The sequence below is a fragment of the Weissella diestrammenae genome (assembly GCF_014397255.1).
Lineage (GTDB): Bacteria > Bacillota > Bacilli > Lactobacillales > Lactobacillaceae > Weissella > Weissella diestrammenae.
In genome coordinates this window covers 1,209,841-1,231,177 of record NZ_CP060724.1, presented here as the reverse complement: position 1 = coordinate 1,231,177, position 21,337 = coordinate 1,209,841, and the positions used below count along the sequence as shown (strand labels likewise).

Genomic DNA, 21,337 nt, shown 5'->3' with positions numbered 1-21,337 from the left:
ATTAATCAGTCGGGAATTGAATCCCCGCTGATTGTCGTAATTTCGTCAATACCAAGTTAACCCGCTGACTCAAAAGAATTAGTTTATCATAAATCACTTGGTTAGCTTCAGGGTTCAACATAATGGCAGCAAATTTTTCAGCTTCAGCAACCATTGGATTAGCCGGTGCATGCTGTCCTAACTGAACAATTTCTCCTTGTCCATCATTATACTGAATGTCATTTAGTTCAGCGATATTATCAATTGTAATCGTATCACGATAACCTAAAATTTCTGATGCCAAGTATGAATTTGCACCTTTACCAAAAATCAATGTGACATCAAAGTCATCATATCTTAAGATGACAGTTCCCCGACCATCAGAACCAGTTGTCAACATTGTCGCAAAATAGAATTGTTCTTTTGGCAAGCCAAACAATTTAATGGCCGCATAAAGTGGATAAATACCTAAATCTGTCAACGCCCCTGCCGAAAATTCTGGGGACAAGACATTTGGCACCTCACCTGCTAAATAGGCATCAAATCGTGAAGAATATTTCTCATAGACCAATGTAGCCCCTGAAATATGTGGCATTTTTGCGACCTGCGCCTCAATTGCTTTGAAATTATCTTGATGAACATGGCGTGCAGCTTCAAATAAATGCTGTTTTGGGTGTTGTTGCAACAAAGAATAAATTTCTTCATATTGCTGTACATTGTCAAACGCTGATTTTTCAACGATGACCTCAATACCAGCGTTCAGCGCTGCTTTAACTTGTTCGAAGTGCAGCCGATTGGGTGACGCAATGTATACCACTTCAATGCCACTTTGGAGAAAGGTATCTAAATTCGTAAAAACGGGTATTTCATGTGAAAATTCGTTAGCAAATGCCTCACCAGTCGTTTGATGTCGTGAATAAACTGCATGCAACTGATATTTTTGTGTTTCCATTGCTGCTTCAACAAACATTTTGGTAATCCAATTCGTCCCAATGATCCCCAACTTTAATCCCATGATAATCCTCCAGTCGTTATTACAATGTGTTACCTAATTATAACATTGATTATTCATTCGAATTCTTATGGCATCAATTTTCAAAAGAAAGATATATTATTCATGTACCTTACCACTCATCGAAAAAATAAATACCGTTATACTTTTAACGCATGAAAAAACGTCATTGAATACTAATCATTTGCCACAACAATGACCGATTAACATTCAATAACGTCATTCATTTTATTTACTAGAACAAATCAAGACTACTTTTTCAAGAAAACAGTGACTGATTCAATATGCGTTGTTTGTGGGAACTGATCAATTGGTTGAACGGCACCATCAATTTGATAACCAGATTCAATCAATTGCGCCGCATCCCGTGCAAGCGTAGCAGGATTACATGAGATATAAACAATCTTTTTTGGCTGCATTTCCGTCGCAGCGGTAATCAATTCAGGCGTCAATCCTTTACGTGGTGGATCAACGAAAATGACATCAGGTTTGACATCTGCCGCCTGCCATTCAACCATTTTCTCTTCTGCTTTACCCAACTCAAATTTGACGTTATCGATACCGTTAATTTTTGCATTACGTTTTGCGTCCGCAACGGCACCCGGTACAATTTCAACGCCGATAACTTCTTTAACCTTATCAGCAACTGACAATGAAATGGTTCCGATTCCAGAATAAGCGTCAATCACCATTTCATCACCAGTCAATGCCGCTTTTTCAACTGCTAAACCATATAGCACTTCTGTTGTCTGTGGATTAACTTGATAGAATGACATTGGTCCAATTTCAAACGTTTTACCAAAGAGCGTGTCTGAAATATAATCTGCACCCCACAACGTTTTATTCGTCTTACCCAAAATAACGTTAGTCTTTTCTGAATTAACATTTTGAATGATTGACTTTACTTCAGGCAAGGCTTGCTTAATCCCTTCAATTAACAATTCTGCCACTGGTAGTTTATTACGACGCGTCACAATGACAACCATCATTTCATGACTGTAATATCCACGACGAACCATAACCGTTCGAATTTCACCAGAATGAGTCGCTTCATCATAAGCATCCAACTGATAGCGGCGCATGAGGTCGCGAATCACGACAATTGCCTTATCAATTTCTGGATCTTGAATATAGTAATCTTCAATTGGTACTAGGATATGCGAGTTACGCCGGTAAAATCCGGTTGTCAGCTCACCCCGAACAGTTCGAACTGGGACTTGAGCCTTATTCCGGTAACCGATTGGATTTTCCATCCCAATGGTTTCATTGACTGGCACATCAATATGCATTTTTTTAAACAATTGCTCGATTTGATTTTGTTTAAATCGTAACTGAGCTGCATATGTCAAATTTGCTAATGGGGCGATTCCCGTTGTTAGCGTTGCTTGATCAACATTATGGTTACGATCATCTGATTCTTTTAAACGTTTGATGACACGTCCAAATGCGAAATTTGTTTGAACCTTGGTAATCCCCACACGAACAACTTCGCCAGGAATAGCATCCACTACGAAAACTGGAAAATCTTCGAATTTGACGACGCCCATTCCTTGGTACGTTAGATCAACAACTTCTGCTTCAAATTCTTGATTTTTGATTACTGGGGCTTTAAATTTTGCCATATTAATTTTCTCTCCTCAAATGGTATTGTCGACAACTCATTTGCAACCTTTCTATCATACCATTGAACCTCACTTTGAGCGAATACATTTCACTAATCATTCACTTTTTTTGCATCAACCACGTTCGAATCTCCGATACAAAATATAGCGAACCTGAAACAACAATCATATCCTGAGCTAAATCCATCTCACTGATTATTGTTTGCACGCCAATGTGCCAATCATCAAAAGTCGTTACTTTTAACTCTGGAAAATCAATTTGAATTTGATGTGGATCGATTGATTCTCGTTGATTTGGTGCCTGAAAACCAACAACACTTAATTTCACACCAGAAATTTGCGCTAACTCGTGCAACATCAACGGATAATTTTTATCAGCTAATACCCCGACCATCAAATAAATCGTTCGATTGCTAAAATGCGTTTGTAAAGTTGACGAAAGTGCTGCGATCCCCGCTGGGTTATGTGCACCATCTAAAACGATTAATGGCTGCACACTAACTTTCTCAAATCTAGCTGGCCATTGAACCGTTGTCAACGCTTCTCGCATGTTCGCGACATTGATTGATCGCCCTAATGCTTGCATCACGACCCAAACAGTCTCAATTGCAACTGCTGCATTATCCTGTTGATAATCGCCCATTAAATCAAGAAAAATATCGGCTATCTCACCATACCGATCTGAGAAATCAAAACTTTGTCCCCAAGGACGTTGAATTTGACCATTTGAACTGCTGAAATCTTGACCTAACACGAATAGTTCGCCCGCCGCTTGCTGAATCACAGCTTGAGCTGCTTCTGGTAATTTTCCAATAATCGTAGGTCGATTTTTGTGAATAATACCGGCCTTTTGCTCAGCAATTTCAGGCATTGTTTGCCCAAGAATTTTTTGATGATCTAAGCCAATCGTTGTAATCACTGAAACCAGTTTATCCTTAATGATATTCGTCGTGTCCCAAGTGCCACCAATGCCGACTTCTAAAACAACGACATCCACATCCTGTTCAGAAAAATACACAAACATAGCTGCCGTCAACGTTTCAAACTCAGTTGGGCCACCATCAGTAAAGGTGGCATCCATTTGTTGCAAAATCGGTTCAATGCGTTGCATAATCCGCGTTAGTGTTGCGTCTGGAATTGGCTCGCCATTGATTTGAATTCGCTCATTAAATCGCATGATAAATGGTGACGTAAATAGGCCAACATTTAACCCATGTGCCTGTAGCATTGATGCTGTCATTTTGGCAACCGAACCTTTACCATTGGTACCGGTAATATGAATGTATTTTAGCCCTTTTTGTGGGTTACCCAGTTGTGCGAGCAGGGCTGCAATCCGCGCAAATGTATTTGTTTTTTGCCATTTATGCCGGCCATGAATTAATGCAATTGCCGCTGGATAATCATCAATCATTATTCGCTACCTTCATTCAAATGTTTTTCTTATCATATCAAAATTGATAACATTCGTTAAGTACTACCAAATGAATTAAAGATACTGCATTTCCAGTTTTTCATCGATGCCTATTCAATTATCAGCAGTTAAAAAACGCTATCAAGCACTAATATTGACATACTCGTTGGTCTCACAAAAAACATCAACTTAATCTGCTGCAAAAAGAACATCTTTCAGTTTCTTATTGGATTGATAAATCTCAATCAGAATTATGTTATTGAATACCAGTGACTTTAAAAAACAATTCATCGCATTTATATTTGAGAAAGCCATGACAATGACATTTTCGTGAATATAGTAATCATTTTCTGCGCTTTCGTCTAAATATGCAGCCATTTTCTCAATCGATTGAGGTACTAATACATATTCAACCGTAGCATCATGACGTGAATAACTTAAAATCTCTTTGACCGTACCCGCTTGTTCTATCACACCTTGATTAATGAAATAAATATAATCACTAGCTTCCTGTAGTTCCTCAATGTTATGCGAAGTCAACAAAATTGCTGCGCCTCGGGACTTAATTTCTTTTATTATTTTCATCATTATTACAGCGGATTCTACATCGACACCAGATGTCGGTTCATCAAAAATAAATGTGTCATAATCACCCAAACAAGCTTGAATAAAATTCACTTTCTATTTCATCCCAAATGAATACGATTTGATCTTGTTGTCCAATTCCTCAACAATACCTAATCTCTTCACCATACTTAAATAATCAAAAGTCCCTTTTCTTTTAATACGTGTCATATATTTCAAAAACTGCCGTCCCGTCATATCACGATATAGATTATCGACATCTGGCATAACGGATACATCTGCATTTAAAATACTACCCGCATCAATTTCAAAATAATGACAAACACAGCCAATTAATGTTGATTTACCAGCACCATTTTTCCCAATTAATGCGGTAATCCTCCCATTATCAACCTTAAGATTGATACCATTTAAAATTTGATTTCCATGAAAACTTTTATCTAATCCTTTGACCTCTATCATTACTAAACTTCCTTTTTCGTCAATACAAACCATCCCAGTAACCCGAATATTATACTCAAAGTCACTAAAATTAATCCGCCGTTAGGATTATCTATATATTGGTATGGCATCAAATAATCTAGGAAATGAAAAAAACTATGTCCATCAATTCTATCAGCAATGTATACAATTAATGACCCAATACCAATTAGCACACCAATAAAATTTGCAGTTTTAACCTTTGAAAATGAACTCGACACAAACATCACGACACTAGAACAATATGCAAAAAAGCAGGCTGTTTTGCCAAACAATCCCCAAGGAATGAGAAACTGCATTTTTAAAAAAGAAACAATAACAATTGACGTGATGATAAGAAAGATAAAATAACTAAATATTGCTAGCCACCGTGCAATATAAATCAACTTTCGGTCGAAATATGGTAGTATCAATCGAATCGTACCAGATTCAATTTCAGACGCTACAATGCCTGAAAAAATCATCATCGAAAATATAAAACCAAATAACGCAAATAATGAAAATAAGCTCGTATAGATTGAAGAATCACCATTTGGTAAAGCATCTTTTACATTCGCCCCAAACTCACCAATAAAGACCGACAAACTGACAATAAAAGCGACTACAATGATGCTCTTAAATGTCAACAACTCTCTTCTAATCTCACACCATATAAGTACTGGCATAGTTCACCTCTTTCGTGTAATCACCCTAAAGTGTCTTAAATGGTCTAAATAGATAGCCACCTCAGTCAAAATAAAAGGGCCAATTTCAACTTGTCTAATCCATTCGATTTGTTTTCGTTTAACAATATACGCAGAATGTACAAACATACCGAAATGATATTTTATATAGTCACCATCAATTTCGAGTTCCCTCTGAAAATAACTCAAAAGAATAACTAAAATCAAAAGTAGACAAATAACAAGCAAATTGATCAGACTGCGCTTTATATCAAAAAATGTAATGAGGCTAACCACGCCTAGGAGTATTAGTAGACCTCCTACGATTTTCAAGGCTCTTTTATTTTTATCCCCCAAATCAGGACAAGGCCATCCACCCAGAATCTGGCTTAATAACTGTGCAACACCTTCATCTGATGTATATGGCAACACCTCATTGATTTTTGTTTTTGCATCTCCCAGGTTATGTTTTGAAAGCACCTCGACTGACGATAAGTTCAAAATATGTTCGCTAACAGTTTTACTAATATGTAATCCTAAGACATCTTTTTTATTCAAATGTCCTTGGTTGGTAGCAAGGACACCATTTGCAATGTCAATCATTTCATCATTGAATTTTAATTTGAAATTCCGATAATCTAGATATTGCTTCAACAAAGCTGAGCTCACAAACAAGATCACCAATCCAAGCTCTCCAATCAACTTATTCAATTCAGACTTATGTAAGAAAAAAGATGGTAATTTCTGTATCCCAACGACATTTAACAAGGCCTGGATACGATCAACCAAAACAAAGAAAAATAAGTATTTTGGTGATAATAATGCCGCTTTAACCAAATTTTTCAATTTTAGAGGCTTGATTTCCTGAAATTCTGATGCATTGTCTTGCTTTGACTGTATAGAACATGCATCTTTTTCAATAAACGCCGTCAAAGTATTAACCTGGCTTTGAGATATCATTGGTAACATCAGCTGACTATTCTCCCCCAAACCAGCCGTCTGAATCGACGCTTGCCAAAGGCCAAAGGGTTTAAAATACCACAATTGTCGACAGTTCAAGCCAATAATGTTTTTTACATTCATTTCCAAATGGTTTTTGTCAAAAATACCTTTTTTGACAATTATTTTTTTATTTTCAAGCTGGTAATTAAAAAAAAGCCGTAATTTATTAATTCATACAATTTATACAGGATAAATAACATACAAGATATATGTAAAACATTTTTTAATGTCCCCATTGGTAACTCGCGTATAAATTGGGTATTCAGTAAGTATATTGTCAAGATTTCAACAAATTTTTGAATAACGATTAATTTACTATTTTTTTGCATATACTAACCCCAGCTGTTCGATCAACATTGAATCAGATTTAACCACTGGCGTCGCATATGTTAACCCCGTTGTCCTAATTTGAATCATCGTCAACCCAAACCATTTTTGAACCATACTTTGCTTATAATTTAATGCAAATATTTTATCCCGATAAATGACTAATTCTTTATGTATCCAAATACCTTGTTGAATGCCAATCTGAGAGTCAGTAACTCTCATCCGATAAGCACGTCTCATTAATAATCGTTTTACACCGTTGCCAACATCTAAACAGAAAATGCCAAATATACCAAAGTGGAGTACGGCAATTGATTTAAAAAAATATGCCACACAACTAATGATAATTAAGCCAGAAAACATTGAAAATATGCATCGGGTCAATTCATAGTAAACGACTTGTTTATTAACTGATAATTGTATCAACTTAACCCTCCCGTATTCTCATTTGCATTCTCAATTAAAAATTTTTCAATTGAAAGGCCGTATAAATTGCACAATTCATACAATGTGTGAACATCTGGAAGCGAGTGGTTATTTTCCCATTTAGAGAGACTTTGTCGTGATAGATTTAGTCGTTCAGCCACCTGTTCTTGCTTAAAATTTTTCATAATTCGTGCGCACTTTAATTGATTACCCAGCATATAAAACATCTCCTAAAAATTTAATATTTGTTCATTATCCCCCCCCCCCGCAATGAAGAAATTATGCCTATTCTGTGCATTTTTGTATTAGGCCTAATCAAATCAATGTCTCAGTTCAATGACATTTGTCAGTGTTTTAGTGCACACAAAACGACTACTACTAGTTACACTAATAAAGTAATCATGATTAACAAAAAAACGAGGTAATTTTATATGGCTGTAATATTAGACGCACTAGCTGCTGCTGGGTCAACGGTATTAAACTGGGGGAAAAACAATATTGGTACCATCATCAAATGGTTAAATGCTGGCCAAGCTATTGATTGGATTATCAACAAAATCAAGCAAATTCTACATATTAAATAATCAGACTATCCAGTTTTTCATCGATATTTGTCTATTCTTATCAATACACCACTAGAACATCAAAAAATGACTGCAACAAATTAATGTCGCAGTCATTTTTATTATTAAAACTGATCAATCTGTCACATAAATTAAGCGTCTACTTCGCAGCGTTTAATTCAGTGAGTCGTGTTTGAGTTGCAGCTAATTTTGTCTGCCAATCAGCCAACTTCTCACGCTCGGCGGCAACAACCGACTCTGGTGCAGATTGAACAAATTTTTCATTTCCTAGTTTACCCTCAGCCCGCTTAACTTCACCTTGGAATTTTTTAACTTCACCTTGTAAGCGATTAATTTCATCCTCGAGATTAATTAATTCAGCAAGCGGCACAAAAATTTCAGCTCCAGAAATAACCTGTGTCATGGCTAAGCGTGGTACGGATACCTCTGGTGCAATTGTTAATTGCTTAGGCTTAACAAACCGATTGATGTAATCAACGTTGCTTTCAAAAATACGTGTTAAGTTTTGATCGCTTGTCTGAATCAAGACATCAATCTCAGTTGACATCGGTGCATTCGCTTCAGTACGTATCGTTCGAACTGCAGTAATCAAGTCCACAAGGCTCTGGAAATCAGACTCTGCCGTCGAGTCATCCAATTCAGCTTGAACCGTTGGATAGGCTGCGCTAGTTAGAGAATCACCTTCATGTGGCATTTCAAGCCAGATTGCTTCTGTTACGAATGGCATAATTGGATGCAATAGACGTAATGTTTGGTCTAATACATAAGCCAAAACAGCTTGAACACGGCGCTTTGCTTGTTCATCAGAGCCATTTAGCGTTTCCTTGGTCATTTCAATATACCAATCAGCAAAATCATTCCAGATAAAGTTGTACAACGCACGGCCTGCCTCACCAAACTCGAACTTATCGAAATTCTTCGTAACCGATGCAACCGTTGAATTCAAACGAGTCAAAATCCACTTATCAGCTAACGCCATCTCTTCACGTGCTGGCAAAATAGCTTCGGTTGTTTCATCTAAGTTCATGATGACATAGCGTGACGCGTTCCAGATTTTATTAATGAAATTCCACGCAGCATCCATTTTTGTGTATGAGAAACGTACGTCCAATCCAGGCGTTGACCCAGTAGCCAAGAACCAACGTAACGCATCAGCGCCATACTTCTCAATCACATCCATTGGATCAATCCCATTCCCCAATGATTTCGACATCTTACGTCCTTCTTCATCACGAATCAAACCGTGAATCAACACATTTTGGAATGGTCGACGTCCAGTAAATTCTTTTGATTGGAACATCATCCGAGCCACCCAGAAGAAGATAATATCATAGCCAGTCACTAACGTGTTTGTTGGGAAGTAGCGTTTAAAATCAGGGGCATCCGTGTCAGGCCAGCCCATCGTTGAAAATGGCCAAAGTGCTGATGAGAACCATGTGTCTAACACATCAGTTTCTTGTTCCCAATTTTCAATATCAGTTGGCGCGTTCTCACCAACATACAATTCGCCCGTTTGTTTGTGATACCACGCTGGAATCTGATGTCCCCACCATAATTGTCGTGAAATCACCCAATCATGAATGTTTTCCATCCATGATGTAAATGTATTTTCAAAACGTGGTGGATAGAAATCAACCCGATCATCAGATTGTTGCATAGCCAACGCTTGTTCAGCTAAAGGTTTCATCTTAACAAACCATTGCGTTGATAAGCGTGCTTCGACTGGCACACCAGTCCGTTCTGAATGACCAACTGAGTGCGTATAAGGCACTACCTTAAGCATCCAACCATCTGTCTGTAAGTCAGTCGCGATTGTCTTTCGGGCCTCATCACGGTCCATCCCCACATACCGGCCAGCACGTTCATTCATCGTACCGTCTTCATTCATCGTATTAATTCGTTCTAACTGGTGGCGATTGCCGACTTCAAAATCATTTGGATCATGAGCAGGCGTAATTTTAACCATACCTGTTCCAAAATCCATTTCAACATAGTCATCAGCGATAACTGGAATTTCACGATCAACTAATGGTACCCTCACTGTTTTCCCAATAATAGATTGATAACGTTCATCTTTAGGATTAACTGCTACCGCTACATCACCAAACATTGTTTCAGGACGGGTCGTTGCAATTTCAATATAATCTTTACCATCTAACGTTGTTTCGTCAGTAAATGGATACTTCACATGATAGAAAGCACCTTGTACATCTTTGTATACCACTTCAATATCTGACAAAGCCGTTCGTGCCTTAGGATCCCAATTAATAATATACTCACCACGATAAATTAATTGTTTATTGTAAAGAGTCACAAAGACCTTTTTGACAGCATCAGACAGTCCCTCATCCAACGTGAATCGTTCCCGATCATAATCTAAAGAAAGGCCTAACTTACCCCACTGAGCTTTAATTGTTGCAGCATATTCGTTTTTCCAATCCCAAACCTGATCCACAAACTTTTCACGCCCTAAGTCATAACGCGAAATACCTTGTTCAGCTAAACGTTGCTCCACTTTTGCTTGCGTGGCAATCCCCGCATGGTCCATTCCTGGCACCCATACAGTATCAAACCCTTGCATCCGTTTTTGACGAATAATCATATCTTGCAACGTTGTATCCCAGGCATGTCCCAAGTGCAACTTACCTGTCACATTAGGCGGTGGAATCACAATCGCATATGGCCGAGCCTTATCATCGCCAGAAGGCGTAAAACGTTTTTCGTTCACCCACTTATCATACCGACCAGCTTCAACTGCCTCAGCGTTATATTTTCCAGGCATATCAATTTCACGCATTATCATTCCTCATTTCTTATTTTATCGTTAGCAATTAAAAAGCCCCAATGAAGACCTATTGTCTTCATCAGGGCGTCATCAACGCGGTACCACCTGATTTGGGAATCATTTAATCCCATCTCATCCTCCTTAACGCGGAATACGTAATAAACTACTGAAATTCATCTATTAAGCGCCTTAACTACATTCGATTGGAATTTTGATGTGTTTCCACCAACCACACACTCGCTAAACAAAAAATCCAATTTACTCCTCTAAGGCTTAACCATGTTGTTATTATACGTGTATGTCGCAATGTGCACAAGTTTTTTTATTTGCCACAAGCTACAACATCAATCTATGATTGCGATTTGATAAATCACCAATTTATTTTTTATTTCTTGCACTTACTTGCCACGATACTATCTTCATTTAAGCCATGGCACACTAAAACCGATAAATTTTCTATTTGCTTCAATCACACCGACTCAAATGCAATTAAGTCTGCCCAATGGTCAATACAACGCAGCATCCTATGCAGCGAACAATGTAATATACACGCTGGCATACATTAATAGTGTAGCTGCCAAAACAAAGAAGTGCCAAATCAAATGACTTGCTGGGTGTTTTTTCATATAGACTAAGGCACCAACTGAATAGGTTACCCCACCAACCACTAATAGCCAAAATGCTGAGTGCGGGATTGCTTGCCATAAAGTTGGAAAGACAAACGCCATCATCCAACCCATAATTAAATAAATGGTTGTCGACAGCCATTTGAAACGTCCGACCAAAAATACATCATAAACAATACCACCAATTGTCAGTAACGCTAAAATTGTCCAGATAAGATAACCTGTCGTATTATGCATGGCAATCCAAACAAATGGCGTATACGTACCAAGAATGACCAGGTAGATGCCCGAATGATCGAAAATTTGAAACAGTCTTGCGGCCTTTGTGAAAATCAAGGCATGAAACAATGTTGATGCCAATAAGAACGTTGTCAATCCGATGATGTAAATGACAATGGCTGACCGTTCAAAACTATTCATATGATGAATGCTGCCCTGTACTAACAAGACAACCGATGCAATAACAGCCCAAATAAACCCAAGACCATGCGTCACACTATTAAGTACTTCATATGTAATCAGTGCACGCCGACTAACCTGAACATTTTCAAACATGGCAATTCCTCCGATTCACTTTGCGCTAATTATAACCGGATTCAAATAGAATTGCCATTATTTCACACATTGTTCATCTTTTGGTTGTCATCATTATGTGTGTGTATCAAATAATCAGCCCATCATTTACCATTTACGTGGTCCCTGCAAATGATTTTAGGCCTTTATTTATTTTCTTTCCGCAGCAGAGACTATTTTTCCTAGTTTACACCAACTTTTAGTGGTTTGATTTTAGTTCAAATTGGTAGCATTGCACACGATACCAGATTTATTCTCATATCAGAATTTCACTAAGTTTGTTACAATTATTAGGAAAGTATTTCTAGGAGGACCATATGTTTCGGACTTATAAAAGATTTTTTATTACTGCCATCGCAACAATCGGTGTCATTCTGATTTTAATCGGTGCTAATTTTGTGATTGACCACCATACATCAAATCGGACACAAAATGCCCAGCACCAACAAAATAAACGTGCTCAAAGTACCACTTCTCGCACATCCAGTGCTAAAGATTCATCTGCTGCAGAGGTGTCTGCTGCCAACGATAATCCAAATTCTGTTGCTGCCTCAACGGATAAAAAGGTCGTTCAAAAAAGTAACTATTCAGCACAAGTTCAAAAAATGTTGACCAATAATAAATTAGATATTAAGGTTCAAACGATTTTATTAAAAGATCAAACAGTCACAATTATCTTTCAAGATGACACAAAACAAAAAGACCTAAGTAATTACTTAGACACTTATGCTAAAGCTGGTACTTTAGCCCTTCAAGCAGCACTTCATAACAATACAGAAGATGTCAAGACGGTTCGAATTGCACGCCAAGTTGCACTTCAAAATGGCTCACAATTTGCAATTGCCTCATTGTGGCAAGATGACCAATTGAAAAGCGCTGCTGATTTAGATGCATCAAAAATTTCCGCCTCAGAATTTTCAATGAAAGCAACTCGTTATTCATTGGGTGGCGCTATCTGGTCTTCATTTAACCAAGAACAAAAAAACGCTTATAAGAACCATATTTCCGGTGGTAATGGTGACGACAACCAAGACTTTAACACTTGGCTCAGCAGCTCAATTGTTAAAAAAGACAAATAGTATCATTCCACATAAAAAGACCGCCAGATTAATATCTAGCGGTCTTTTTACGAACTAATTTTATCCCCTAACGAAAAGCCAATGGAAGAATCGCATAATTCCTCGCCGTGGTTTACGTGCGGCGCGTGATTTAACTTCTGATTCAACTTTTTGATTTGACTCAGTGTCTGCTGCCACTGTTTCAACTTTTTCTTTAGTTGGTTGTAACACCTCAACGATAACCGTGTCTTTACTCAATACATCAGTCGCAGCCGTTACAATCTCAGTTTCTTTATTAGCGGCGGCTGCCTTTTCATTGATCGCCGTTGGCGTTGGCTGAAGCGTCTCCACAATTGATGTCACAAAAGCCTCAGAGGCCGCAGCTTTGGCCATTAAAGCTTGATCATGTGCTTCCTCTGCGGCCCGACGTTGTTCTGCTTCTGCTGCATAACTTGTGATCATGTCATCCGTTAAAATTGGGATGGTCATTGTTTTCGTCGTCACACCCAGCTCAACAGGAACATCAATTTGTTCCCCTGTCTGTGGATTTAATGCAACAACCTTAATATCTTCTGGTCGTAACGCAATTGGCATTTGTAATTCGAATTCAAAATTTTCATCGACAACAACTTCAATCGGATGCACATTTTCGGGCGTATGCACCTCAATAAATAACCCAGGTTGATTGACTGAACCAGTCAGTTTACGCATAATACCTTGTGTTGACAAGACAGCGGTAACAATCGCCTTTGGTGCGACCACATGTAATGTCATCTCTGAACGACTATCCAAGTCATCACGCAAAACCGCGATGACACGAATATCACCAAACGCCTTCTTGCGTTCCAATTGCGCAATAAAAGAACCATTTGCATCAACCTTTGGTTGAATCGTCGAATCATCATTCAAGTTAATCGTCACAATCGCATCTGGATTGCCAACTGAACCAATAATGGTCACGCCATTACGTTTATTTAATGCTGTTGCTGTTAAAGGTAATTCCATAATACATCCTCTTTTGTGCGCTAAAGCGCCTTTATACCGTATTTATATATTACTATCATAAGATAATTTGCACAATTTTGCACAAAAAAAAAAGTAAGACGACAAGTCTTACCTTTCCTCTTACTTTCTTTATGCAAACTTAATTACTTTGCTCGAACAATCAACGTATCCACCTTAGCTGAACGCGTCACATATTCAGTGACTGAACCGATCAATAACCGTTCAATGGCATTCAACCCAGTAGCACCCATCATAATCAAATCAATATTAAGTTTTTCAACTGCTTGATGCCCAATAATATCTTTTGGAGATCCATATTCAATGGTGTATTCAACATTCTCTACACCCGCATCTTTTGCCTGTTTCAAATATGCATCTAACGTCTTTTTCGCAGTTTCTGCAACTTGTTCCACCATTGACGTTTTAAAATCAGCGACATTTTGAAACGCACGTGTATCGATAACATGCAAAATATGCAAGAATCCATTGTTACGTTTCGCCACAGCAATGGCCTTTCCCAAAGCAGCTTCAGCTTCCTTTGAACCATCAACAGGTACCATAATGTTTTTGTAATTCAATTCAGTTGCCATAACTTAACCCTCCATGTTTGATACAAATTTGTTTATATGTCTATTATACCGCATTTGAAAACCTTTTCATGAAAGATATTTGAATTATTTTTATTTAAAAATTTTTTGACTGATAATCATTGCCAAAATAGTGGTTGTTAAGGTTGCTGAAACCAAAAAGCCGGTTACTGGCCACGGGGCATCACCAAAGACAATAATTGACCAAAAAATCCCAAGTCCCATGAGAATAAACCAAACGCCAAAAACAATTGCGGTGCCTTTAATTTGTTTTTCACTCAAGCCCATCAAGTCCCGTCGTTTAACAATCAAACCTATACCTAGCCCTAAAATTAAAATAGCAAAGACAATTTCAACTGCGATAATCATTCATCTCACCCCTTTTCACTGCTTTTCATTTTTTGTCCACGTTTTGTGTACCAACGCTGATAATCATCACTATCTTTCAAAAATAAAACCTGCCCAGATAGACCAGGCAGGCTTGCGAACACTCATATAACGCCGTTGGCAGATTCGTCATAGTTGGCTCCTAAATATAAGAAAGTGGGTACTAAGACAGCGATTGCAGCTACCAAATGTAAAGGCATGCTCCGCCGGCTTTCCGCTATTCCCTTTTAAGAAAGTTGTAAAGCAACATCATGATAAAATGAATCACGCGTACGTTTGAGGAATTCGCTCTAACCAAATTATACAACACAAAATCATTTTTGTAAGTTAAATTTCAAACAATAATGCCTTGCACAGTCTCATTACCACAAACGCCATCGGTTTGGATAAAAAATATAATTAAGCCACGTATATTTTTCGGTTTGACGCGCAATCCACACTGAAAAACACCATGTGAAAACTAGTGTCAACCCAAGAACTAACCAAAAATTATTAACCCCAAACTTAAGCAATATCGTTCGAATAATCGATGCGCTAGGCGCATGAACAAGATAAATAATCATTGACCAAACGCCATACTTTGAAAAATTTGAATACATGTAATTTGAATGATGCTTGGCAAATAAATGGAAACCAACAATGATGCTCAATAATTTCGATCCAAAATCAAACCCATGAAACATATTCGTATTATACCAAGTAGCAACTAGTAACACCTGTGCAATCAACCATATCATCAACCCCAATAAAGCCCAACGAAAAATAGTATGGCTTGTATACAAATCCGGATACTGATAGCACAACCGTCCAATATAGAAAGGCAGTGTCCACATCAAGACGAGTTGGATAACAAGTGGCATCGCAATTGTCATACTTAAGCATAAACCAATCAAATACAAACTTATTTGCCAACCTGCACGGACTTTTAACATATCCAGTAAACTAACAAGCACAAAAATATAAAATAAAACGAGTAAGAACCAAAGGTACCCAATCGGTTGCCAAAAAATTCCCAATAAACTTTGCCAAGCATACAATGTGTGTACACGCCCCTGATTGATATGTTGAAGACCTACAAAAATAATTGAAAAAATAATATATGGAACTAGTAGCCCTATTGCTTTATTCTTGATACGTCTTCGCCAATCTCCCCAGTTGGCGGCTTGATGATACAAATACCCCGACAGTGCGAAAAAAATTGGCATCACAAACGTAAAAACGATGCCCATGATTGTGGTTAAGAAACCATAATATTCTGGATACAACTGCGTCTTATAAATTCCTTCAATCACATGAACGAAAAAAACAAAAAATATTGTGACCCCTTTAGCGTAGTCAATCCATTGTATTCTTGCCATTTTATTCCCTCGTTCAATTCAATCCATCACGTTGTGCATGCTGAAGTTTCTCATACTGTGCCTTATAAGTTTGTTCAATTTTAGAATTTCCTTTTGGTTGCCAGTATGCTGTACCAACCAACTTATCAGGCAAATACTGTTGAGCAATCCAGTCACCCTGGTAATCATGTGGATATAGATACCCCACACCATGGCCTAATTTTTCCGCACCAGAATAATGTGCATCTTTCAATTGAGCCGGTATATCACCATTGCCACCTTTTCGGACATCCGCTAACGCTGCATCAATCGCCAAATATGCAGAATTAGATTTCGGCGATAATGCCAATTCTATGACTGCATTAGCAATTGGAATTCTTGCTTCAGGAAAGCCTAACTGTTCAGCGGTTTGAATAGCTGAAATAGCTCGTTCGACGGCAGCTGGATTCGCAAGACCAATATCTTCATAAGCAATGACTCGTAAGCGCCGTGCAATAATCTGTAAGTCACCCGCTTCAATCAAACGAGCCACATAATGAAGTGCGGCATCCGCGTCACTGCCTCGAATTGATTTTTGCAATGCCGAGATAACGTCATAATGTGCATCACCATCTTTATCCGCAGTTAATGCTCGACGCTGAATACTCTCTTCAACAATCGCCAAATCAATATGAATGACTTGGTCACTATCTGCTGGGGTTGATTTAACAGCCAATTCTAACCCATTTAAAGCTGCTCTTAAATCGCCATTAGTGGCATAAACTAATTGTTGACGTGCATTATCATCCAATTCAACCTGATACAGCCCCAAGCCACGTTCTGAATCAGCCAGCGCACGGTCGATTGCCGTGAGCATATCTTCTTCTTGTAACGGTTGGACTTCAAAAATTTGTGTTCTTGAACGAATTGCAGGATTGATCGATAGATATGGGTTTTCCGTTGTCGCCCCGATTAGTACAATTTGTCCACTCTCTAAATGCGGCAATAAAAAGTCTTGTTTAACTTTGTCAAGCCGATGAATTTCATCTAACAATAGAACAACCGTGCCAGACATCTTAGCCTCTTCCGCAACAATTTGTAAATCTTTTTTACTGTCTGTCGCAGCATTTAACATCCGAAACGCATATTGCGTTGATCCAGCAATAGCACTAGCAATACTTGTCTTACCAGTACCAGGGGCCCATATAGAATCATTGAAGACAACATTTTGGCTTTGACCATCCGATTGATAATCTTACCTTCACCAACTAAATGTTGTTGTCCAACAATTTCTTCAATCGAGCGTGGTCGCATACGATATGCTAATGGTTGTTGTGCCATCTCTACCCACCTTTCAATATTTTCTTCTAAAACCTGCCATTGTTTCATAGGCATAGTATGACAAAAGGCTCAGACAAATTGCCTCAGCCTTTAATTTTTTAAAATTTACCACCCAATAGGGTAACTACACCACTGACAAAAACAAATGCAACATATGTTCCAAATAACCAATGCAATGCATTAAATAATTTCGGAAATGAACGAAGCATCGTATGACCTGTTAAATACACGCCAGTTGGTACACCAAAAACCAATATCAGGGCAAACCCAATCATTGCAACTGAGTTAGTTTGCACCATACTTTCAATAAACCTTGTCATTATAACTTAGCCTCCAATGTGACATCTGGGTATTTATCTGCAAACCAACGCTCTGCAAACATGTTTTCAAACAAGAAGACAGGCTGGTCAGCCCGATCTCGAACCAACAGATTTCGTGACGAAGCCATTCTAGGATCTAATTGGTCAGATGAAATCCAGCGGGCAATTTTTGGCCCCATTGGCTCCAAAACAACTTCACTATTATATTCATTTTCCATTCTAAATTGGAACACTTCAAATTGTAGCTGACCAACAGCTCCAAGAATATAATCACCCGAATCCCAAGCCGTATACATTTGAATAGTTCCCTCTTGAACAAGCTGTGTGACACCCTTATGGAATGACTTTTGCTTCAACACATTCTTAGCGCGCACATGCATAAATAATTCAGGTGTAAATGTCGGTAATTCTTCGAATGTGATAGCCGGTTTACCAGCATAAATCGTATCACCAATTTGGAAATTACCGGTATCATAAACTCCAATAATATCACCGGGGACGGCATTTTCGACATTTTCTCGTGAATCAGCCATAAATTGTGTGACATTTGATAACCGTAATTTCTTACCTGTTCGTTGCAATGTCACATCCATACCACGTTCAAACTCCCCCGATACAATGCGAACAAAAGCAATACGGTCACGGTGATTGGGATTCATATTGGCCTGGATTTTGAAGACAAAGCCAGAAAACTCTGGATTTGTCGGCTCAACAATCTGATGATCAACAGTCTGTTTTGACGAAGGTGCTGGCGCAAATTTGAGATAAGTTCGAAGAAATGTTTCTAGTCCAAACCCAGCTAAGGCCGAACCAAAGAACACAGGGGTTAATTCACCCTTCAAGACTGCTTCTTCATTAAAGGCATTTCCTGCATCTTGTAATAGTTCTACTTCTTCTTGCGACTCTTGCCAAGCAGGTGTTTGCTGCAAAGCATTAGCTTGAGCTAAATCAGTTCCTTCAGCATTTAGCGGCAAGAAACGTTCAGACTCATTTGCTGGTCGATAAACTTCAACCTGATGATGATATAAGTCAAACAAGCCAGCTAAAATCTGTCCTGAACCAATTGGCCAATTCATCGGGTACGCATTAATCCCCAATGTTGTCTCTAACTCATCAACTAAATCCATCGGTGGACGCCCATCGCGATCTAACTTATTGAAAAAGGTAAAAATAGGAATGTGGCGTTCTTTTACAATCTCAAATAGTTTTTTTGTTTGTGGTTCAATTCCTTTTGCTGAATCAACGACCATGATAACGGAATCAACTGCCATCAAAGTCCGATACGTGTCTTCAGAGAAGTCCTCATGGCCTGGTGTATCTAGAATATTAATTCGTTTTCCATCAAAATCAAATTGTAAAACAGATGAGGTAACCGAAATACCACGTTTCTGTTCGATTGCCATCCAGTCTGATTTTGCAAAATTCCCCTGTCGACCTTTGACGGTTCCTGCTGACCGAACAACACCACCAAGGAGCAACATTTGTTCAGTAATTGTTGTTTTCCCCGCATCAGGATGCGAAATGATGGCAAATGTTCGCCGTGTCATAATTTCTTCTTTTAAATTTGCCATAATGTTGCTTTCTTTTTGTATGTTTATAAATTCTTAAATATCTTTAAGTTAAGTTTACCAAATATCTCATTTATTTATATCACATCTATGTAACAAATTAAAGGCGATTAACCGGATAATGTCGCTTTTAATCTCAGTTAACGCATCGCCTGAAAGACTAAAAATCAAATTCAGTAAAAGTGACAGTGTGTTACCTAAAATGTTAGGCATTTCATCACTGATATGCTTTTTCAAGCATTTTATTTAGTTTTAACGAAGTAAATTGACAATCAGAAATCGTTTTTCATATTAAAATATTAATGCATTAAAAAAGGTAATCCCATTGGATTACCTTTTTTTACCATTAGTTAGTCAATCTGATTAATGCGACGTTCCTGCCCATCCACCATTACTATAGGCCGTCTCAAGTGATGTTTGATTCAATAGACTCATCGCCATCACTCTTTTGATTGTTTCATCATCATATTGATCAACATTATTAAATGACGCCTTCAGTTCACTTCGTGCTGCCGCAACATCACTGGCCGAAAATTGATAAGCATTTGCTAAATCACCATGATTAATCGCTTCACTCGAAGAACTAGCCTCACTCCAATGCGATGATGACTGTGTATCGCTCGACACACTGGCCTTCGAACTATCTTTTATTTTATCATTGGCCGTTGCACCTGCTTCTGTTGATGATGCTTTTTTGACCTGCGTAGCTTTTTTGTGCAGCGCTTCCAACTTAGGCAATACTTTTTTGATTTGACGATTAATGCGTTTTAATCCGTCATCAACACGCAATGCGGCTTGATATTGTGACACTGCACTTTGATAATCTTTCTTCTGACTAGCCTTATCTCCTGCTATCAATAAATTAAGTTGTTGTAACGCTGTTCTTGACTCTGCAGAAGGCGCTTTTTTCTGTACATTAGTATATTTGCGCTTCGCGGCTGACCATTGTTGACCGTCAATCGCTTGATGAGCCGATTTCAAATCACTTGAAATCTGTTGTCGATTCATAATCGTCAGGCCACCGAATACGAAGACACCAATCAACATCACAGCCAATACAATTTTAATCACCATTTTTTTCATGACATTACCTACTTCTAAAATTTAATAGAACCATTTCAACTCAGAATTTATTTATATCTATAGTTCGTTTTCAATCTTATCTAACCACTTTGGTAGCGTTGCCATCAAGTGTTGATAGGTATCGTCAAAACGTTGGGTATACCAAGGATCAGGAATTTCTGTCCCCATCCGATCCGGTAAAATATCATATGCTAAACTAATTTTGTCTTTTGCTAATTGATTTGGCGCTATCTGTCTTAAATGCCGTAGATTATGCTGATCCATCGTAATAATATAGTCAGCCCATTCAAAATCACTTGGTGTAATCTGGCGTGCTCTAATCCAATCAAATGGAATGTCATGTTGACGTAATATTTCTTGCGTGCCCAAATGTGGCCGTTTACCAGTTTCTTCATTTGACGTGCCGGCAGAATCGACCTCAATTTGATCAGCCAATTGACGCTGACTAATCATTTGGACAAAGATGGCTTCCGCCATTGTTGAACGTGCTATATTTCCCAAGCACACAAATAAAACATGTTTCATTGATCTTTTCCTTTATTTTCAGTAGGCTTCATCACACCCTCAATTGCACATATTATAAGCTATCTCAAACAAA

Annotated in this window: 21 protein-coding genes, 2 pseudogenes and 1 other annotated feature; of the genes and pseudogenes, 2 read left to right on the top strand and 21 right to left on the bottom strand. The window is 38.2% G+C overall.

Going from position 1 to position 21,337, the window contains the following annotated elements; translation table 11 throughout:
* Window position 1: 1 nt before the first annotated feature.
* The 10 genes and pseudogenes from H9L19_RS05965 to H9L19_RS08505 form a co-directional block, all read right to left on the bottom strand.
* Window positions 2-994, bottom strand: a complete 993-nt coding sequence (locus H9L19_RS05965) for a Gfo/Idh/MocA family protein (protein ID WP_187528770.1) — start codon at window positions 992-994, stop codon at window positions 2-4.
* Window positions 995-1,242: 248 nt separating this feature from the next.
* On the bottom strand, window positions 1,243-2,613 hold the full coding sequence (gene rlmD / locus H9L19_RS05960; RefSeq protein ID WP_187528769.1) for a 23S rRNA (uracil(1939)-C(5))-methyltransferase RlmD: 1,371 nt from the start codon (window positions 2,611-2,613) through the stop codon (window positions 1,243-1,245).
* Between the two features lie 100 nt (window positions 2,614-2,713).
* Window positions 2,714-4,024: a bifunctional folylpolyglutamate synthase/dihydrofolate synthase gene (locus H9L19_RS05955; RefSeq protein ID WP_187528768.1), complete on the bottom strand. Its 1,311-nt coding sequence runs from the start codon at window positions 4,022-4,024 to the stop codon at window positions 2,714-2,716.
* Between the two features lie 189 nt (window positions 4,025-4,213).
* Window positions 4,214-4,702, bottom strand: coding sequence for an ATP-binding cassette domain-containing protein (locus tag H9L19_RS05950; protein ID WP_187528767.1), 489 nt, complete (start codon window positions 4,700-4,702; stop codon window positions 4,214-4,216).
* Between the two features lie 3 nt (window positions 4,703-4,705).
* Complete coding sequence (locus tag H9L19_RS05945) at window positions 4,706-5,071, bottom strand: ATP-binding cassette domain-containing protein (RefSeq protein ID WP_187528766.1); 366 nt, start codon at window positions 5,069-5,071, stop codon at window positions 4,706-4,708.
* A gap of 2 nt (window positions 5,072-5,073) precedes the next feature.
* On the bottom strand, window positions 5,074-5,754 hold the full coding sequence (locus H9L19_RS05940; protein WP_187528765.1) for a hypothetical protein: 681 nt from the start codon (window positions 5,752-5,754) through the stop codon (window positions 5,074-5,076).
* Window positions 5,755-5,757: 3 nt separating this feature from the next.
* Window positions 5,758-6,720, bottom strand: coding sequence for a YdbT family protein (locus H9L19_RS05935; RefSeq protein ID WP_243198134.1), 963 nt, complete (start codon window positions 6,718-6,720; stop codon window positions 5,758-5,760).
* Between the two features lie 12 nt (window positions 6,721-6,732).
* A pseudogene (locus H9L19_RS08510) lies at window positions 6,733-6,858 on the bottom strand (hypothetical protein); the annotation flags it as partial.
* Between the two features lie 210 nt (window positions 6,859-7,068).
* On the bottom strand, window positions 7,069-7,506 hold the full coding sequence (locus H9L19_RS05930; protein WP_187528764.1) for a PH domain-containing protein: 438 nt from the start codon (window positions 7,504-7,506) through the stop codon (window positions 7,069-7,071).
* Window positions 7,503-7,691, bottom strand: coding sequence for a helix-turn-helix domain-containing protein (locus H9L19_RS08505; protein ID WP_187528763.1), 189 nt, complete (start codon window positions 7,689-7,691; stop codon window positions 7,503-7,505). Before H9L19_RS08505 ends, H9L19_RS05930 begins: the two co-directional genes overlap by 4 nt.
* 246 nt (window positions 7,692-7,937) lie before the next feature.
* Between H9L19_RS08505 and H9L19_RS05920 the strand changes: the two genes are divergently transcribed.
* Window positions 7,938-8,090: an aureocin A53 family class IId bacteriocin gene (locus H9L19_RS05920; RefSeq protein WP_187528762.1), complete on the top strand. Its 153-nt coding sequence runs from the start codon at window positions 7,938-7,940 to the stop codon at window positions 8,088-8,090.
* Window positions 8,091-8,229: 139 nt separating this feature from the next.
* Here the strand turns inward: H9L19_RS05920 and H9L19_RS05915 are convergent, their stop codons facing one another.
* Both H9L19_RS05915 and trhA read right to left on the bottom strand, forming a co-directional pair.
* The gene (locus H9L19_RS05915) at window positions 8,230-10,887 is read right to left on the bottom strand and encodes a valine--tRNA ligase (protein WP_276509292.1); all 2,658 of its coding nucleotides are present in this window, start codon (window positions 10,885-10,887) and stop codon (window positions 8,230-8,232) included.
* A gap of 65 nt (window positions 10,888-10,952) precedes the next feature.
* Window positions 10,953-11,159, bottom strand: a binding site (T-box leader).
* A 240-nt stretch (window positions 11,160-11,399) separates the two neighbouring features.
* Window positions 11,400-12,056: a PAQR family membrane homeostasis protein TrhA gene (gene trhA / locus H9L19_RS05910; RefSeq protein ID WP_187528760.1), complete on the bottom strand. Its 657-nt coding sequence runs from the start codon at window positions 12,054-12,056 to the stop codon at window positions 11,400-11,402.
* A gap of 335 nt (window positions 12,057-12,391) precedes the next feature.
* On the opposite strand from trhA, the gene H9L19_RS05905 reads away from it, so the two are divergent.
* Window positions 12,392-13,153 (top strand): hypothetical protein, encoded by a 762-nt coding sequence (locus tag H9L19_RS05905; RefSeq protein WP_187528759.1) that lies wholly within the window; start codon window positions 12,392-12,394, stop codon window positions 13,151-13,153.
* 60 nt (window positions 13,154-13,213) lie between these two features.
* On the opposite strand, the gene H9L19_RS05900 is transcribed toward H9L19_RS05905, so the two are convergent.
* The 9 genes and pseudogenes from H9L19_RS05900 to H9L19_RS05860 form a co-directional block, all read right to left on the bottom strand.
* Complete coding sequence (locus tag H9L19_RS05900; protein WP_187528758.1) at window positions 13,214-14,137, bottom strand: hypothetical protein; 924 nt, start codon at window positions 14,135-14,137, stop codon at window positions 13,214-13,216.
* 143 nt (window positions 14,138-14,280) lie between these two features.
* Window positions 14,281-14,727, bottom strand: coding sequence for a universal stress protein (locus tag H9L19_RS05895; RefSeq protein ID WP_187528757.1), 447 nt, complete (start codon window positions 14,725-14,727; stop codon window positions 14,281-14,283).
* Window positions 14,728-14,817: 90 nt separating this feature from the next.
* Window positions 14,818-15,093, bottom strand: coding sequence for a hypothetical protein (locus H9L19_RS05890; RefSeq protein WP_187528756.1), 276 nt, complete (start codon window positions 15,091-15,093; stop codon window positions 14,818-14,820).
* A gap of 380 nt (window positions 15,094-15,473) precedes the next feature.
* Window positions 15,474-16,469, bottom strand: a complete 996-nt coding sequence (locus H9L19_RS05885; protein ID WP_187528755.1) for an acyltransferase family protein — start codon at window positions 16,467-16,469, stop codon at window positions 15,474-15,476.
* Window positions 16,470-16,482: 13 nt separating this feature from the next.
* A pseudogene (locus H9L19_RS05880) lies at window positions 16,483-17,768 on the bottom strand (replication-associated recombination protein A).
* A gap of 98 nt (window positions 17,769-17,866) precedes the next feature.
* Window positions 17,867-18,088 (bottom strand): hypothetical protein, encoded by a 222-nt coding sequence (locus tag H9L19_RS05875; RefSeq protein ID WP_187528754.1) that lies wholly within the window; start codon window positions 18,086-18,088, stop codon window positions 17,867-17,869.
* Window positions 18,088-19,659, bottom strand: coding sequence for a peptide chain release factor 3 (locus H9L19_RS05870; protein ID WP_187528753.1), 1,572 nt, complete (start codon window positions 19,657-19,659; stop codon window positions 18,088-18,090). The genes H9L19_RS05875 and H9L19_RS05870 overlap by 1 nt, the downstream gene beginning before the upstream one ends.
* A gap of 360 nt (window positions 19,660-20,019) precedes the next feature.
* Window positions 20,020-20,730 carry a hypothetical protein gene (locus H9L19_RS05865; RefSeq protein ID WP_187528752.1) on the bottom strand — a complete coding sequence of 237 codons (711 nt, stop codon included), beginning with the start codon at window positions 20,728-20,730 and terminating at the stop codon, window positions 20,020-20,022.
* A 66-nt stretch (window positions 20,731-20,796) separates the two neighbouring features.
* Entirely contained in the window at window positions 20,797-21,264 is a 468-nt protein-coding gene (locus H9L19_RS05860; protein ID WP_187528751.1) for a low molecular weight protein-tyrosine-phosphatase, read from the bottom strand.
* Window positions 21,265-21,337 lie beyond the last annotated feature (73 nt).